At 36.1% G+C, this 16,684-nt stretch carries 18 protein-coding genes; 9 read left to right on the top strand and 9 right to left on the bottom strand.

Annotation, left to right across the window (positions count from 1 at the left end):
• Positions 1–34: 34 nt before the first annotated feature.
• The 7 genes from AsFPU1_RS23250 to AsFPU1_RS01015 all read right to left on the bottom strand — a co-directional run bounded on the left by AsFPU1_RS23250 (position 35) and on the right by AsFPU1_RS01015 (position 5,850).
• Positions 35–157, bottom strand: coding sequence for a hypothetical protein (locus tag AsFPU1_RS23250; RefSeq protein WP_265415782.1), 123 nt, complete (start codon positions 155–157; stop codon positions 35–37).
• A gap of 31 nt (positions 158–188) precedes the next feature.
• Positions 189–560 (bottom strand): FeoC-like transcriptional regulator, encoded by a 372-nt coding sequence (locus AsFPU1_RS01040; protein WP_124969853.1) that lies wholly within the window; start codon positions 558–560, stop codon positions 189–191.
• Positions 561–577: 17 nt separating this feature from the next.
• Complete coding sequence (locus AsFPU1_RS01035; RefSeq protein ID WP_124969850.1) at positions 578–1,354, bottom strand: MinD/ParA family ATP-binding protein; 777 nt, start codon at positions 1,352–1,354, stop codon at positions 578–580.
• A gap of 189 nt (positions 1,355–1,543) precedes the next feature.
• The gene (locus AsFPU1_RS01030; protein ID WP_124969847.1) at positions 1,544–2,707 is read right to left on the bottom strand and encodes a GuaB3 family IMP dehydrogenase-related protein; all 1,164 of its coding nucleotides are present in this window, start codon (positions 2,705–2,707) and stop codon (positions 1,544–1,546) included.
• A gap of 312 nt (positions 2,708–3,019) precedes the next feature.
• Positions 3,020–4,177: an alanine--glyoxylate aminotransferase family protein gene (locus AsFPU1_RS01025; RefSeq protein WP_172957393.1), complete on the bottom strand. Its 1,158-nt coding sequence runs from the start codon at positions 4,175–4,177 to the stop codon at positions 3,020–3,022.
• A 68-nt stretch (positions 4,178–4,245) separates the two neighbouring features.
• A complete protein-coding gene (locus AsFPU1_RS01020; RefSeq protein WP_124969844.1) occupies positions 4,246–5,040 on the bottom strand; it encodes a Uma2 family endonuclease in 795 nt (264 codons plus the stop codon).
• Between the two features lie 99 nt (positions 5,041–5,139).
• A complete protein-coding gene (locus AsFPU1_RS01015) occupies positions 5,140–5,850 on the bottom strand; it encodes a Uma2 family endonuclease (protein WP_124969841.1) in 711 nt (236 codons plus the stop codon).
• A 472-nt stretch (positions 5,851–6,322) separates the two neighbouring features.
• On the opposite strand from AsFPU1_RS01015, the gene AsFPU1_RS01010 reads away from it, so the two are divergent.
• Positions 6,323–8,134: a tetratricopeptide repeat protein gene (locus AsFPU1_RS01010; protein WP_124969838.1), complete on the top strand. Its 1,812-nt coding sequence runs from the start codon at positions 6,323–6,325 to the stop codon at positions 8,132–8,134.
• 67 nt (positions 8,135–8,201) lie between these two features.
• Here the strand turns inward: AsFPU1_RS01010 and AsFPU1_RS01005 are convergent, their stop codons facing one another.
• Positions 8,202–9,104 carry a glutaminase gene (locus AsFPU1_RS01005; protein WP_124969835.1) on the bottom strand — a complete coding sequence of 301 codons (903 nt, stop codon included), beginning with the start codon at positions 9,102–9,104 and terminating at the stop codon, positions 8,202–8,204.
• Between the two features lie 351 nt (positions 9,105–9,455).
• Between AsFPU1_RS01005 and AsFPU1_RS22370 the strand changes: the two genes are divergently transcribed.
• The 7 genes from AsFPU1_RS22370 to AsFPU1_RS00990 all read left to right on the top strand — a co-directional run bounded on the left by AsFPU1_RS22370 (position 9,456) and on the right by AsFPU1_RS00990 (position 13,819).
• Complete coding sequence (locus tag AsFPU1_RS22370) at positions 9,456–9,602, top strand: hypothetical protein (protein ID WP_172957392.1); 147 nt, start codon at positions 9,456–9,458, stop codon at positions 9,600–9,602.
• A 36-nt stretch (positions 9,603–9,638) separates the two neighbouring features.
• Positions 9,639–9,782, top strand: coding sequence for a hypothetical protein (locus AsFPU1_RS22365; RefSeq protein WP_172957391.1), 144 nt, complete (start codon positions 9,639–9,641; stop codon positions 9,780–9,782).
• Between the two features lie 23 nt (positions 9,783–9,805).
• Positions 9,806–9,895 carry a hypothetical protein gene (locus tag AsFPU1_RS23630; RefSeq protein WP_497462947.1) on the top strand — a complete coding sequence of 30 codons (90 nt, stop codon included), beginning with the start codon at positions 9,806–9,808 and terminating at the stop codon, positions 9,893–9,895.
• A complete protein-coding gene (locus AsFPU1_RS22890) occupies positions 9,892–10,710 on the top strand; it encodes a response regulator (protein WP_368665956.1) in 819 nt (272 codons plus the stop codon). Before AsFPU1_RS23630 ends, AsFPU1_RS22890 begins: the two co-directional genes overlap by 4 nt.
• A 3-nt stretch (positions 10,711–10,713) precedes the next feature.
• Positions 10,714–11,673, top strand: a complete 960-nt coding sequence (locus AsFPU1_RS22885; RefSeq protein WP_368665955.1) for a putative bifunctional diguanylate cyclase/phosphodiesterase — start codon at positions 10,714–10,716, stop codon at positions 11,671–11,673.
• A 36-nt stretch (positions 11,674–11,709) separates the two neighbouring features.
• Entirely contained in the window at positions 11,710–13,188 is a 1,479-nt protein-coding gene (glcD, locus tag AsFPU1_RS00995; RefSeq protein WP_125061023.1) for a glycolate oxidase subunit GlcD, read from the top strand.
• Positions 13,189–13,411: 223 nt separating this feature from the next.
• Positions 13,412–13,819: a hypothetical protein gene (locus tag AsFPU1_RS00990; protein ID WP_124969832.1), complete on the top strand. Its 408-nt coding sequence runs from the start codon at positions 13,412–13,414 to the stop codon at positions 13,817–13,819.
• 680 nt (positions 13,820–14,499) lie between these two features.
• Here AsFPU1_RS00990 and AsFPU1_RS00985 read toward each other — a convergent pair.
• The gene (locus tag AsFPU1_RS00985; RefSeq protein WP_124969829.1) at positions 14,500–15,927 is read right to left on the bottom strand and encodes a hypothetical protein; all 1,428 of its coding nucleotides are present in this window, start codon (positions 15,925–15,927) and stop codon (positions 14,500–14,502) included.
• Positions 15,928–16,199: 272 nt separating this feature from the next.
• On the opposite strand from AsFPU1_RS00985, the gene AsFPU1_RS00980 reads away from it, so the two are divergent.
• On the top strand, positions 16,200–16,682 hold the full coding sequence (locus tag AsFPU1_RS00980; protein ID WP_124969826.1) for a hypothetical protein: 483 nt from the start codon (positions 16,200–16,202) through the stop codon (positions 16,680–16,682).
• The last annotated feature ends 2 nt before the right edge of the window (positions 16,683–16,684 follow it).

The following is a 16,684-nucleotide window of genomic DNA, read 5'->3' as shown; positions in this document are numbered from 1 at the left end:
AATTATGAATTATGAATTATTCATTGTCCATTATTCATTGTCCATTGTTCATTGTCCATTGTTCATTGTCCATTGTCCATTGTCCATTGTCCATTGTCCATTGTCCATTGTTCATTGTCCATTGTTCATTGTTCATTGTCCATTGTTCATTGTCCATTGTTCATTGTCCATTGTTCATTGTCCATTGTTCATTGTCCATTGTCCATTGTTAAAGGATTTTCGTCTTCTGGTTTTTCTTCTTGAGAAGTTGCAGAAGCTTTCTTTTTATCCATCAACTTTTTGAACAAAGGTTGTCCTCTTTTTGGGGGATAAGTCACCCGATAATATCGTTCATTATTTTCAATAATTTCCTCAAGAAATCCTTTTTCAATCAATGGGGTCAACATTTGCAAAGCTGTATCTTCATCTTGACAAAGATGAATGGCAATATCGAGTAAATTAGCTTGATTTTGACGACGAATCCAATTAATCAATTGCTGTTGAGTTTCCGGAAGTTTTTGCAAGTCCCGAAAACTTAACCCAGAGGATTTCGATGACTCGTTAGACGAGAATTGATTCATAATAATCCTCTTTTGGGTTAGTTTTGAATATGCTGGACAATGCGTTGTATTTCCTTGGTTAAGGGATGGTCAGGATGTTGTAAACAAAATAGTCCTTGACTACCTAAACGTAGCATTTCTGTCGAAAGAGGTAAAATTCCCGCTACTGGGAGTTGATAGGTCTCATGAACCTTATCTTTGAGAATGCCAAAATCAAAGTCAGGTAACGCTTTATTGACCACTAAAAGCATTTTGGGAACTTCTAATTCTTTGGCAACTTCTACAATAACAGCAGTGCCTAAATAGTCCTGTTGATCAGGGCGCAAGATAATTACTAAGGTGCTTGAAAGTCCGATAGAAAGCAGGGTTTCTTCGTTTAATCCAGGATGAGTATCAACAAACAAATAATCTAGATTAAACGTCTCGATAACTTCAAAAAAGCCCCTTTGCAGTAATTCCACATCATAACCTTCACTCAAAATAGTGGCAATATCTTCACTTTTCATACTCGAAGGAATGAGATAAATTTTGCCGTTAGGGTTATTAACTTGTACGTTAGAATTATTTAAAACATAACTGACATCATAAGCAATTTCTTCAGCAGAACAACCTTCATCCCACAAATAATCATTGAGGGTTTTATGAATTTTTGTTTCATCCAGACGAAACAGAATATGTATCCCTGGAGATTGTATATCGGTATCCACAATACCAACACGCTTACCTAACAATGCCATAGTGGTTGCCAGGTTAGCAGTCATATTAGATTTTCCGGTTCCACCCCGATAAGAATGGATAGAGACAATTTCAGTCATAATAGGGTGATAGGATTTAGATTGAAAATAGGACGGGTGCAAGCAACTCAGTAGGTAGTCATAATTAAAGTAACAATAGTCACTTTACTATTCTAGTGTTCCCAAAAAAGCTGTACAAATCTCCACATACCAGTTTACTAAATAATTAGGAGACAAGGTTAAGTAGATTCACGGAAGTTAATAGTTCATTTATTTACCCATACCTAATTGTTGAGCTTTTTGATAAACTTTGCCTTCAGTTAGTAAAGAGGGAGCAATTATCACCTCAACTTGCTGCATTTCCTTCATATTTTTAGCTCCAAGGGTTCCCATACTGGTTTTGAGACATCCTAAAAGATTGTGCGTCCCATCATCTAATTTAGCAGGCCCGGTCAAAATTTCTTCGATAGTTCCGGTGGTTCCTACACTAATACGGGTTCCTCTGGGTAACACAGGAGAAGGTGTAGCCATACCCCAATGATAACCCCGGCCAGGAGCTTCGGCCGCACGAGCAATGGGAGAACCAATCATCACCGCATCTGCACCACAAGCAATACATTTACAGATATCTCCTCCTGTAACAATACCACCATCGGCAATAACTGGGACATAGCGTCCGGTTTCGCGTTGATAATCATCTCGTGCTGCTGCACAGTCAGCGACGGCCGTTGCTTGGGGAACTCCTACCCCTAAGACACCGCGAGAAGTACAGGCGGCCCCTGGCCCAATTCCTACTAATATGGCCGCGGCCCCTGTTTTCATCAAGTTCATGGCAACTTCATAGGTGACACAATTGCCTAAAATGACAGGCATAGGCATTTCTTGACAAAATTGTCCTAAATCTAAGGCAATAATTGATTCTGGAGACAGATGGGCCGTAGAAACTACGGTCGCTTGGACAAAGACTAAATCCGCTCCTGCTTCGGCTACAATCGCTCCATATTGAGAAGCTCCGGCCGGGGTCAAACTGACTGCCGTAATGCCTCCTTGGGCTTTTATCTGGGCAATGCGTTGTTGAATTAATGCGGGTTTGACAGGTTCAGCGTAGAGTTCTTGCATTAACCCGACAAATTCAGTTTTGCCCACTGAAGCAATACGGTCTAAAATGGGGTTAGGATCTTCATAACGGGTCTGAATGCCTTCTAAGTTAAGAACCCCAATAGCCCCTAATTCCGACAATAATACCGCCATTTTGACATCAACCACCCCATCCATAGCACTGGCTAAAATCGGGATATTGCGTTCAATTCCCCCAATTTTCCAAGTGGTATCTGCTAAACTTGGATCTAGAGTGCGTCCCCCAGGAGCTAGGGCAATTTCATCAATTCCGTAAGCTCGCCGAGCAGTTTTACCTTTACCTATAATAATATCCACGCTTCTATAAATCCCCGTTCCCTAAGTATTAGTTTAGGCTACCAAATTTTGAGGGTTTTAGGGAACGGGTTAAGGGAAGATATAAAAGTTTTTTCCCTGTACTCACTATTGCCATCGTTTCCAACTATTCCTAGTATGATTTTGATTTTTTAGTAGGATGCGTTCCCAACGCATCCGGTAGGTTCTGGGTTTTCCAACTATTCCTATTTAACTCAATAGCTAGGGTGAAGTGGATGCGTTAGGGAACGCATCCTACTACTAACAACGCCAGTTTCGCTGTTGCAAAAGAATCGAGGTATGATGGTTGATTTTTTAGTAGGATGTGTTCCCAACGCATCCGGTGGGTGGAAGAGCTTTTTTCAAAGCTTCTAAGAGCAATATTACATTTTCTGGGCGAGAGTTATAACCCATTAACCCAATACGCCAGACAATACCTGCTAATTCGCCTAAACCACCGCCAATTTCAATATTATACTCTTTTAAAAGTTTACTGGATACTGCTTTTGCGTCTACTCCGTCAGGAACCCGCACAGTAGTTAAAGTAGGTAGACGAAATTCTAAGTCTACATGACAATTTAACCCTAAATCGGCTAATCCTTCCCACAATAATTCTGCATTAGTCCGATGACGTTGCCAACAATTTTCTAAGCCTTCTTCTACAATTAAGGTCAGGGCTTCTCGTAATCCATAATTCATGTTACAAGGGGCTGTATGATGATATGTCCTGGGTTCTCCCCAATAACGACTCAATAGGTTCATATCTAAATACCAGTTAGTCACGGTCGTTTTACGGTTTTGCAGTTTATCCCAAGCGCGAGAACTCATGGTAAAGGGAGACAGTCCAGGAGGACATCCTAACCCTTTTTGACTACAACTATAGGCTAAATCTACTCCCCAGTCATCTAAATACAGAGGAACACCCCCTAAACTGGTGACCGTATCTATCAATAACAAGCAATTATACTCTCTACACAACTCTCCCACACCTTCTAAGGGTTGTCTGGCCCCGGTAGAGGTTTCTGCATTGACTAAGGCTAACACGGCTGGACGATGGGTTTCTAACCCTTGTTTTAATTCTTCTAAACTAAAGACCTGTCCCCAAGGTTTAGTCAGTTGACGCACGTCTCCCCCATAACGGGTGGCCATATCTACTAAACGATGACCAAAATATCCCATCACTCCTACTAATACTACGTCTCCAGGTTCAACGACGTTTGCTAGGGTCGCTTCCATTCCTGCACTTCCTGTACCACTTACAGAGATGGTTAGAGGGTTTTGGGTTTGCCAAACATATCTTAACAAAGTTTGGATCTCGTCCATCACTTGCAGATAAAATGGATCAAGATGGCCAATGGGGGGAAGACTCATGGCGGCTAAAACGCGAGGGTTAGCATTTGATGGCCCAGGCCCTAATAATAAGCGTGGGGGTAGGTTTAAGGGTTGGGGATGGGTAGGGGTGGCAATATTCATAATCTTAATCAGGTTTAGCAATAACAATATTTACAATTGTAGGGGTCAGCGGCCGTTGACCCCTACCTTTATTCTTCTTCTAAATTAACCCCTAATTCTCGTAATCGTTGCGCTAATATATCAGCCCTTCGTTTTTGTTTATCAGCCTTTAGTTTTTGTTTTTCAGCCTTTAGTTTTTCAGTTTCAGCGCGTTGTCTTTCAGCTTGAGCTTTTAGTTTTTCAGTTTCAGCGCGTTGTCTTTCAGCTTGAGCTTTTAGTTTTTCAGTCTCGGCCCTTTGTCTTTCTTGTTGAACTTGATTATCTAATTCTATAGAGGTTAAAAACTTTTGTCCATCAGGACGATAGATTTCTAAACCTGATGAATCAACTACAAAACGAATACCTAAACGGGGACTAATCCAGTTATTGATAGGGATAATTTCTGTTAATTTTTTTGTCTCCCGTTGCCATCCTTGAAACCTTAATTTTTTGGGATTATACAGATAATATTCTTCCACACCATAAATGTTATAAAATTCCAATTTTCTGGTCATTTCTGCCTTAGTATTATTAGGTGAAAGAATCTCAAAAACCACTTGCGGGGGAATATTTTCCTCTCTCCATTGTCGATAGGAACCTCGTTTCCCTTTGGGACGACCAAATGCTACCATGACATCAGGTGCAACCGGGGCAACTAAAGTAGATTTCAGAGGATACCAGAGTAAATCTCCCGCAATAAAAACCTGGGGATTATTAATAAAAATAATTTCTAAATTTTCTTTTATTTTAACAATCCATTCATATTGTTCTGTATTGTCCGCCATCGGTTGACCATCGCTATCAGGAAATAATAGATCTTCATCAACGTCTAAAAAACTGACCATTGCTTTTCATAAATGTCTTTCTGCTAATTATATCACAAGAGGACGTGAAAGCTCAAAATTTGATTATTTGTAGGGGTCAACGCCCGTTGACCCTTATGTTTATTCTTCTTCTAAATTAACCCCTAATTCTCGTAATCGTTGCGCTAATCTATCAGCCCTTCGTTTTTGTTTATCAGCCTTTAGTTTTTGTTTATCAGCCTTTAGTTTTTCAGTCTCGGCCCTTTGTCTTTCTTGTTGAACTTGATTATCTAATTCTATAGAGGTTAAAAACTTTTGTCCATCAGGACGATAGATTTCTAAACCTGATGAATCAACTACAAAACGAATACCTAAACGGGGACTAATCCAGTTATTGATAGGGATAATTTCTGTTAATTTTTTTGTCTCCCGTTGCCATCCTTGAAACCTTAATTTTTTGGGATTATACAGATAATATTCTTCCACACCATAAATGTTATAAAATTCCAATTTTCTGGTCATTTCTGCCTTAGTATTATTAGGTGAAAGAATCTCAAAAACCACTTGCGGGGGAATATTTTCCTCTCTCCATTGTCGATAGGAACCTCGTTTCCCTTTGGGACGACCAAATGCTACCATGACATCAGGTGCAACCGGGGCAACTAAAGTAGATTTCAGAGGATACCAGAGTAAATCTCCCGCAATAAAAACCTGGGGATTATTAATAAAAATAATTTCTAAATTTTCTTTTATTTTAACAATCCATTCATATTGTTCTGTATTGTCCGCCATCGGTTGCTCATCACTATCAGGAAATAATACATCCTCATCAACGTCTAAAAAACTGACCATTGCTTTTTATAGGTGTCTTTATTACTAATAATAGCACTACCCGAAAATTCCAAGTAGGGGTCAACGGCCGTTGACCCCTACAATTATTTCTTTTCCAGAAAAAACACACTAGACACGGAAATTCTTTGTTCCCGCGTCTGGCATCAGCTTAACAGTAGTCTGAATCGTTTAATCTAGTCTAAAATGGCACGAGTTCAGCCCCTTATGAGCTAATTATTGCGGAGTAAGAAGTCTGCTAGAAAGGTTCCGGCTAAGATTAAAGAAAGGGATATTAGTTCCATAAGGGGTCTCCTGCTCAATGTGTAATTTTACAAACGAAATACCTCACTGCGCCTTGGCTTGTTAGCAACTCGGCATCACTTATATACTTAGTTTAGGGTGATCTGTCTATTCGTGATTCCCCCAAGTAGCTCACCCATTTGGGTTATTCTTTATGTGTAAATTTACACAAGTCTAGTTATTCTTTCCTATTATGTCTGATTCCAACCTTTTATCTAACCGCTATAACCAATTAATTGATTCTATTATTGACTTAACTCTTCAAGGGAAAATTCGCTCTAAAGAACAAGTCTATCGAATGTTAGTTCAGGACATTGTTAAAGGGACAGGCGAAGTTTTTGAACGTCTTTTGTTTGACCGTATGGAAGTTACTAAAGCACAATTAGAGACAAAAGTCAAGGCTACTCGTGTTTTGCGAGGCTTACAAACTATTCAGGGAGAATGGGAAAGATGGCAACAAGAAAATCAAGTTGATCAGGCGATCACTACTGTAGCAGAACAGATTAAACAAGCTGATCCTAATCATTATCTTATACCATTTTTAGGAGCAATTGATAATAATAATCCTCAAGGTTTAAGCAAGGATCAATTATTCAAATTAGCTCAATCTTTAAAAGCAAATAGTCAGTCACTCGTAGAAACTGAGTTAGGGGATGGTATTCTTGATGGATTAAAGTCTTTTTCTACCTTAGAACCTGATTTAATTAGTTGGATTTATGAACAGAATCAAGGGGCTTTAGGATTTGGAGCAGAAAAATCAGGCCCTTGGATTTTTTGGGCAAAAAATGTCAGTAGTCCCTTAATTAAACAACTGTTTAACAGTTTAGCACAAAATGAATCAGTGATCAATTTTGTTCAAGTTTCTTATCAGGGAGAATTAAGGGCTTGGGTTGAGTTAATTTTAGTGCTTAAATATTTACAACAAGGTTTAGTTATTTGGTTTGATCAACAGCCTTATAATGCTAAATTTGGTCAAAAAAATTCTTATAGTACCTTTCTCAGCTTTGCTAATATCTGGAGTCAATTATCTCAAGGATTTCAGGGGTTAAAAAATGAGTTAAGAGAAAGTTGTTTTTTGATGATGTTACAGATTTTTCGTCAGTTTACTCGTCGAGAAGATTTTCCTTTTTATAGTGGTATTTTTGCTTCATTTTCCGGTAATTATCTACAAGAAACTCTCCAATATTTCGATGCGCCTCTCCTACAAGTTGAACGGACTCAAGAAAAAGCTCGTATTCTCACCTTATTAGGTTATTCTCAACGAACTTTAGGTAATTATAAACAGGCTCAAAATTTTCATGAAGAAGCCTTAGACATTGCTCGTGAAGCTTCTGACTTTCCTTGCGAAATTGCTAACTTAAATCATTTAAGTCGGATTTTTGTTCAACAAAAAAATCATGATGATGCGATTAATTATAGTCAACGAGCCTTAATTTTATCTCGTCAGGTTGGTAACAGGTTAGGAGAAGCTAATGCACTGGTTAATTTGGGCTATGGGGAGATTTTTCGAGCTAAACAAATTGACGTAATGGAAGCCGAAATTTATGAACAAGCTATTAGTTATTTACAACAAGGTTTAAAGATATCTGAAAGATTAGATGAACATCAAAGCCAAGCTTTAGCTTATAATAGTTTAGGTATTGCTTATCTGGTTTTATCTCAACCGGCTACAGCTATTACAACTTTAGAAAAAGGAACTCAAATGGCTTTAATTTCAGGGGATATCTATCTTCAAGGAATTAATTTTGCTTATCTTGCAGAAGCTTATCATAATTTAGGTAATTTGTCTCAAGCAATAGGAAATGCTTGTCTAGGAATGTATCTTTTAGCACGCATTAATTCGGGAGAATGGCGACAATCTGCTGGTTTACTAACTATCATTAAAGGACAAATTAGTCAAAATAATTTTGATAATATTTTAGAACAAAATCGCTCTCAAATTGTCAAAATTATTGGAGTTGATGGTTATAATTATTTGGGTCAATTATTAGATAAATATCAGTAGGGGTCAACAAAAGTAGAGGTCAACAAAAGTAGGGGTCAACCGCCGTTGACCCCTACAAAAAAATCAATTAATTGTTTAACCATTGAGCAATTTTTTGGATCATAAATAAACTAGCAACTGAGTTACCCTGTGCATTAAGAGGAGGACTATAACAAGCGATCGTTCCTTGTTCTGGTATAATAGATAAAATAGCTCCACTAACCCCTGATTTTGTGGGCAGTCCTACTTGTTGAGCAAAGTCTGCTGATGCTTCATAAAGTCCACAAGTAGTCATTATTTCCCTGACAATTAAACAATTTTCTTGAGAGAGTGAATCAGGACATTTTGCTAATAATAACCCTAGTTTAGCTAAATCAGTAATTGTCCCGGATAAACAGCAAATATGATTATAAGAGTCTAATGCTTGATCGGGATCTGTAATATGACCTTTATCCATTAATTCTTGAACAATTATATAATTATTCATATTGGGTAAAGATGCAACAGACTCTAACATAAATTCGTCTAAAAATAAGTTACAATTACCATAGTTATTGAGCCATTTTTGTAAATTATTACACCGTGATTGCCCATCGGTTCCAGGAAGTAAAGAAGCTAAAGTTATAGCCCCACTATTAATCATAGGATTTCTGGGAAAACCCTGATCTAAATAAATTTGTTTGACGGAATTAAAAGGATATTTAGAGGGTTTACGTCCTACTTTTTTAAAGATGGATTCTTGACCAAATTGAGAGAGGACATATAATAAGAGAAATGGTTTAATAATACTCATTAAAGGAAAAATTTTATTAATGTCTCCCTCTGTTTTAATTTTCTGGTCTATACTAAGAAGACAAACGGCTAATAAATTAGGATTATTTTCTTGTAATAAGGGTATATAATCAGGCAGTTTACCTGTTTTTGCTAGTTTAGCTGCTTGCGTTAACCAGTTAGATAATTCTTGAGTAGTTAAATTACTAATTTGAGTCATTATTGTGGTGAAGAATATTCAAATATAAACACCATATAGCATTTTTAAATTAGATGTAAATGTGGAACAGATATCTTAACTGTCACAATTTAATTATAGACAGTAATCTTGTTCTATAAATAATGATCCCAATAAATAATGTACAATAATGTACAGAGAATAGTATTTCATAGGCAAAATTGTCACATTATCGGCTATTGGTAAAGGTTATCTGGGTAGGATCATTCATTTTACCCCATCCTCACATAAGCTGTTGTGCATTTAAACTGCTTATTAGTTAAATTGAAGGAAATAGCTACAACTCTCTTTCTTTTTGCCTTTTGCCTTTTGCCTTGCTAATACGCATTTAAAATGCGTATTAGCTTAGTAGTAGCCCCTAATTCTGTCAACAATGCGCCTTTATGTATTAAAGCAGCCATTATTCGCTATTTTACTTCGGCTTACTATGTCGATAGTAACGGAAAGCCTCAAGGTTTTGCCATTGATGCGATTACGTGATAATAAACATATTAATGATCAAGAAGGGGTCAATCTGTGGAAAATTTAGCAACCTCATTTAACCTGGATAGATTTACGAATGCCTATGATGGATATGAAGCGATCCGACAGATTAGATCTAAAATAAAAGAGTCAGGTTTATCTGTGGAACGATTGATTCTGACTCAATTTTTGATTTAATTCAACAACTTTCTCCTAACCAAATGTTTTTATCTGAAACTCTAACCAAATTACTTGATAATTTCAGTTTTGACCTCATAATGGATCTAGGAAACCCTAATTTTAAGCAATGATAACTTCTTCTATCCCTATTTTAGACGCAAATATTTTAATTGTTGATGATAAGCCAAGTAATTTGCGTATTTTATCCACAATACTGACTAAACAAGGATATAAAGTGCGGGCAATAGTTAGCGGTAAAATGGCCTTAATTGCGGCACAAACTATGCCCCCTGATTTAATTTTACTCGATATTAAAATGCCTGATATTGATGGTTATGAAATTTGTAAACAATTGAAACAAAATCCAGATACTTCTCATATTCCTGTCATTTTTTTAAGCGCGCTTCAGGATATAGCTGATAAAGTTAAAGCTTTTGAAGTCGGGGGAGTAGACTATATTATTAAACCTTTTCAATTTGAAGAAGTTTTAGCCAGGGTTTCAACTCATTTGGAGTTACAAGAGGTTAAATTTAAACTCCAACAATTAAACTTAGAATTAGAAAAAACAGTTAAACAACGCACCATTGATCTCAAATCAATTGAGCAGCAATTAATTTATGAGTCTAGTCATGATTATCTCACAAAATTACCCAATCGTTCCTTATTCTTAGAACGAGTAGAACTGGCGTTAAAAAGGGCTAAAAAAACAAAAAATTATTTATTTGCTGTTTTATTATTAGATTTAGATCGGTTTAAAGTGATTAATGATAGTGATGGTCATCAAGTAGGAGATGACTTACTTGTAGCAATTTCTGAAAAATTACAAACTCTAATTCGTTCAACTGATACGATTGCTCGTCTTGGTGGGGATGAATTTGCTTTACTACTTGAACCAATTTCCGATATTAGTGAAACTCTCAAAATTACCGAAAGAATTAGACAATAACTAATGCTTCCATTTCAACTAGAAAAAAGAGAAATTTTTACAACTTTTAGTATTGGTTTAACTTTTATTTCTCCTAACTATAATGATGGGAAAGAGATGGTCAGAGATGCTGATATTGCTATGGGACGTGCCAAGAAAGCAGGTAGAGGGCGTTATGAAATATTTGATCATGAAATGCACACCCAGGCACTGAAATTATTTGACTTAGAAACTGACTTAAGAAAAGCGATTCAACAGCAAGAATTTGAGGTATATTATCAATCTATTTTGTGTTTAAAATCTTTAAAATTAGTTGGTTTTGAAGCATTAATTCGTTGGCAACATAGTAAAAAAGGATTAATTCATCCAGGTGTATTTATTCCTGTCGCCGAAGAAACAGGATTAATTATTCCCATGGGACAAATTGTTTTAAATCAAGCTTGTCATCAATTAAAAACTTGGCAGAATAAATTTTCTTTATCCCAAAATTTAACCGTCAGTGTTAATCTATCGAGTCAACAATTAAGAGAGTCGGAAATTATTAATCAAATTGATACTATTTTAGAAAAAACTGGATTAGAATCAAATTATTTGAAAGTAGAAATTACAGAAAGCTTGTTAATCGAAAATACAGCCATTGCTACCATTATTTTAAAGAAACTTAGAGAAAGAAATATTGCTATTTGTCTCGATGATTTTGGTACGGGTTATTCTTCATTGAGTTATCTACATCGTTTTCCAGTTGATACGATAAAAATTGATCGTTCTTTCATTAACCGTATCGGCGAACCAGATGCTAAACTAGAAATTGTTCAATCAATTATCACCCTAGCCCATAATTTAGGTATGAATATTGTAGCTGAAGGCATTGAAACTCAAGAACAACTCACCTATCTTCAATCTTTGCAATGCGATTTTGGTCAAGGATACTTTTTTAGTAAACCTTTAAATAAAGAGCAAACTGAAACATTATTAACTGATTAATTGTTATTATTAATATAGACTCATCTTAAATTACCTATGTTATTTAATCCTCTCCTGAACGAAACGGACAAGCAATGGAAACCCATTATCAAAGCTTTAGAAACAGTGGTAGGCAAAGATGGAGTAATTCGCCGCAAAGAAGAACTATTAACCTATGAATGCGATGGACTGACCAGTTATCGTCAACGGCCGGCCCTGGTGGTATTACCTCGCACAACAGAACAAGTGGCGGCAACCGTCAAAATTTGTCATGATTATCAAATTCCTTGGGTAGCTAGAGGGGCTGGAACAGGATTATCAGGAGGGGCTTTACCTGTAGAAAATTGCGTTTTAATTGTCACTGCAAGGATGCAACAAATTCTCTCTATTGATTTAGAAAATCAGCGTGTAATAGTACAGCCAGGTATCATTAATAATTGGGTAACTCAAGCAGTTAGTGGGGCCGGTTTTTATTATGCGCCAGACCCTTCTAGTCAAATTATTTGTTCTATTGGAGGCAATGTTGCCGAAAATTCTGGAGGGGTTCATTGTCTTAAATATGGAGTAACAACTAATCATGTTTTAGGCTTAAAATTAGTGATTCCTGATGGGTCTATTGTGGATGTGGGGGGCAGTCTTCCTGAGATGCCTGGTTATGATTTAACTGGGTTATTTGTGGGGTCTGAAGGCACATTAGGTATTGCCACAGAAATCACTTTAAAAATATTGAAAACTCCCGAAGCCATTTGTGTTTTATTAGCTGATTTTATGAGTCTTGAAGCTGCCGGACAATCAGTAACAGATATTATTAGTTCGGGTATCATTCCAGCAGGGATGGAAATTATGGATAATTTCTGTATTCGGGCAGTAGAAGATACGGTTAAAACGGGTTGTTATCCCAAAGATGCTGAGGCAATTTTATTAGTAGAATTAGATGGTTTACAAGTTGAAGTTGATGCTAATAAACAACGAGTTACCCAAATTTGTCGTCAAAATGGGGCTAGAGAAATTACCTCCGCTAATGATTTAGAAACCCGTCTTAAATTATGGAAAGGTCGTAAAGCAGCCTTTGCAGCGGCCGGAAATATTAGCCCTAATTATTTTGTGCAAGATGGGGTTATTCCTCGCACTAAATTAGCTGAAGTGTTAGAAAAGATTAATAAGTTAGGAGAAGAACATGGTTATAAAATTGCTAATGTTTTTCATGCGGGAGATGGTAATTTACACCCGTTAATTCTTTATGATAATGCTATTCCTGGTGCTTGGGAAGAAGTGGAAGAATTAGGGGGAGAAATCCTTAAATTATGTGTTAACATGGGGGGAAGTTTATCTGGTGAACATGGCATTGGTTCTGATAAAAATTGTTATATGCCTTATATGTTTAACGAAATTGATTTAGAAACTATGCAATGGGTAAGAAAAGTATTTAATCCTGATAATTTAGCTAATCCTGGAAAACTTTTTCCAACTCCTCGTACTTGTGGAGAAGCAGCTAATGCTAAAATTGAGCAATTTAAGGGGGTAGAATTATATTAATTACTAGGGGCAAAATATAATGTTCATTGGTTTCAATTTAATGCTCAAAAACTTGCCATGCAAGGAATTCAAGTTTCTTAACCCTTAAGGGTTAAGCTATAAGGACAAAACCCGCCTACGCGGGTTTAATTTAGCCTCCGAAGGGACGCTTTGTTCCTATAGTATCAGACATAATGTCTGTCTGTATAATTTGATTTAACTGTTCTTTATTTACTTTATAATTATGTTAGGAAATTTTCAACAAAGTCATCTCAGAATCACTGTTCCTGGTGATGAAAAGACCATTGGAGATAGTTTACTTAAATCTCGTTATCTTCGTCAATGGCTTGCCCCTCAAACCCTTTCTCCTGAACTTCCTGAAACTTTAACTACTGGGTTGACTTTTACCAGTTGGACGGGATTTATTGCCATTCAACATCAGGTAGAATTTGCTAATAATAATTGTTTAAGATTGTTGTTAAGTCAAGGAATTGACGGTTATCATGAATGGGTTTGGGGTGACGGTTGGGTACAGTCTCGTTTAGAGGGAATTACTTTATTACCACTTAATTTAGGACAGACTGTAAGTTTACTTCGACTTCGGCAATTTTTAAGTGGTCAAATGGCAATTTCTTCTGATACCAATTTCTAGTAGGCCGATGCACTGCCCACCTTATAATGAATAGGTAGGTATATCATAATAAGTAGGTAGACAAAATTAATTAGGTTCTACCGGACTTACTATGCTAAACTAACAATTAATAAAAGGCTAAAGCCTTATCCTATAAAAACGAAGTCCACCTTCGTGGACTGCCATTATAGGTTGCGTAGGCAACCTTTGTTTGTATAGCTTAACTCTTTAGAGTTAAAGTCTATTATTTGTGATAATTTAGCATAACTTGTCCGGTAGAACCTATATTATGTCCCTTACTATTCCTCATTTAAGCTTTGTAAAATTTTTAGTTCTACCGAACCTTTTATGTAAAACTATTAGAAATTATAGGCTTAAACCCTTAAGGGTTAAGCTATACAGACAAAGCCCGCCTACGCGGGTTTAATTTAGCCTCCGAAGGGAGGCTTAGTTTGTATAGTATCAGGCTTTAGTCTGTTTGTAGATGTTGATTTAGCATAACAAGTTCGATACAACCCAAAAAACTTATTAGTTTTTCCTCAAAATCATTGCCGCGTCTAACCCACCCTACGAATCTACATTAAAATTTTGTTAAAAACCTGACTGTACGGAGGGCGGGTTTATCTAATATACTTGTTACCGTATTGAAATTTTGTTAAAAACCCGCCCCTACTGGGAGGTGTGGGTAGAAATAACCCATATTAGTTTTTTTGAATGCCATAACAAAAGCGACCAATTACATTTTTATCCTCACTATTTTTCATTAAATTTAGGGTGGTTTGTTTTAAGTTCTGCATTAAGTTCAGAAGTCCATAAGTTTTGCTTCCATCCTTATCATTTTCTCTAGACTTCCAGTCCCATTGTTCCCACCAAGTTTCATCTTTAAAGTTATTAACGACTGTATCAATGGTTAATAAATAAATGCCTGGTGTAGAAAAATTTTGAGGATTAATGATAGTATTAAAATGTAATGTATTATCTTTTAATTTCATATCTTTTAATTCTATTGCTGAATTTTCAGATTTTTTACTAAAACTTTTGGTTACAGGATCATATGTTTTGAGTGTGTAACGAGTTTCTATTGAGTCTGGGTCTGGAAGTAAGGTTTTTTCTAAGAAAGTTAGAGGCAGGGAATAGGGTATACTCAATTCTGATGTTTCTATTCTTTGAGGTATTTCAATTAATTCATAAGGAGGTTTTTTAACTTCTATGGCTACTTTCTTATACTGAAGGGATTCGGGTTTATCTAATTCATCTGGTAGAGTTGAGTTATTAAGAGAAGCAGCATTTTCTACTATTGAACCAGGATAAAAAATAGAAATTTCACTATTTTTGAGAATATCTTTATTCGAGTTTTTAATTTGTTTATAATATTCCATAAGATTAGGATAAGGCGCAATTAAAATTACATAAAAAGGTCTATTCTCTTGATGTTGAAATGGTCTAAAATTTGAATTAACTGGGGTTACTTGTCCGGTAAATTCACTGTTAATACCTAAAATTCCGATGGCATAATTTTTAGCATTATCTTGAAGATAATTTTTCTCAATTTGAGTCTTTAAATTAATTAAATCTCCATCATTCTGTTCTAAATCAGTGACTAAAATTACAAATTTATCTTTATTTTTTAACGGTATAATAGCTTTATCAAGTGAACTGGTAACACGAGGAAATTGTTGGGGATTTGCACCATAAAATTCACTAGATTGAGCTTTGCGAAATTCTTGACGATCACTTAATTTTTGTCTACCTTCTTGATCATCATTGGGTCGAGTACCTACACGATAATAACTAACATTATTCTCACTAGAGAAACTACTATCTAACATCTCTAAAGTTTCAATATAACGACTATTAATCGGTTTGACATAGCCCAACATTGAATCACTACCATCAACATTGATTTCTATGTCTAATGATTTAACTTCAGACGTATTAACCCCAGGAATCTCACAAGGAATATACCTTTTTAAAACCTCTGCTCTTTCTTGTGCATCTTGAATTGTGTTAGCTTGTTGTTCATAATTAGGATCATCAGTAAAAACAGTAGGAGGTTTACAAGCTACAAGAAAGGAAACAGTAGTCAAGATGACACATAAACGCTTAATAGGAACTGAATAATTAATCATTTGTTACAAATATTATCAATTTTATGATCTAAGTTTTAGAGAAATTGTTATAGTGTAGTAGACAATGGTACACTAAAAAAGCTTATACTATTCTAGTGTTCATTGTTGATTTTTGCCGAACTCAGGCAAGACTTACCCACCATGACAAAAAAATGTTTTATCGTTGCGGTGTCACAATCGCTAAATGACTTAATCTCGTTGGTGAAAACTGGTTTTTCCGTAAGTCCTGTAATTGTTTTGCTATACCAACTTATATTTTTAGCTTAAAAATAATGAAATCAGGAGAAATCATTCGGATTATCATTTGTATACTCATCGGATTGGTGCTAATGCTCTGGTTACAGCCCCTAATTTACCAATCTCGTCTGATTCAGGTTCGTAATTTTACTGATCCTAGCATGACTTTATCCCTATGGCTTAGTGATAATTATACCCCTGCTGCTTGGACAGTTCTGATAGCTTCTGTGGTGGCTACTGTTATCTGGTGTATGATGACAGCAATTGCTAAAGTTAAAGGAGCTATTGATACTTTTCAGTGGAGTTTGACTTGGTGGTTATTAGGATTATTGCCCATTATTAGTATTGGTATTGCCCTTTTCTTTTTCAATGAAAGTAGTGACGCACAATTGTCTCTCGTAGGCTTTTTTATCTTAAATGGACTGATACTATATTGGTTGCCCACAGCTATTAGTTCCCCTGGATTATTTAAACATATTCCACCAGGCTCATTTTTATTACGTCGTTTAATTGGATAGAT

The sequence above is a fragment of the Aphanothece sacrum FPU1 genome (assembly GCF_003864295.1).
In the GTDB taxonomy this organism is placed as follows: Bacteria; Cyanobacteriota; Cyanobacteriia; order Cyanobacteriales; family Microcystaceae; genus Aphanothece_B; species Aphanothece_B sacrum.
Note: the sequence above shows the minus strand (reverse complement) of the source record. Positions and strands in the feature narration are given on the sequence as shown.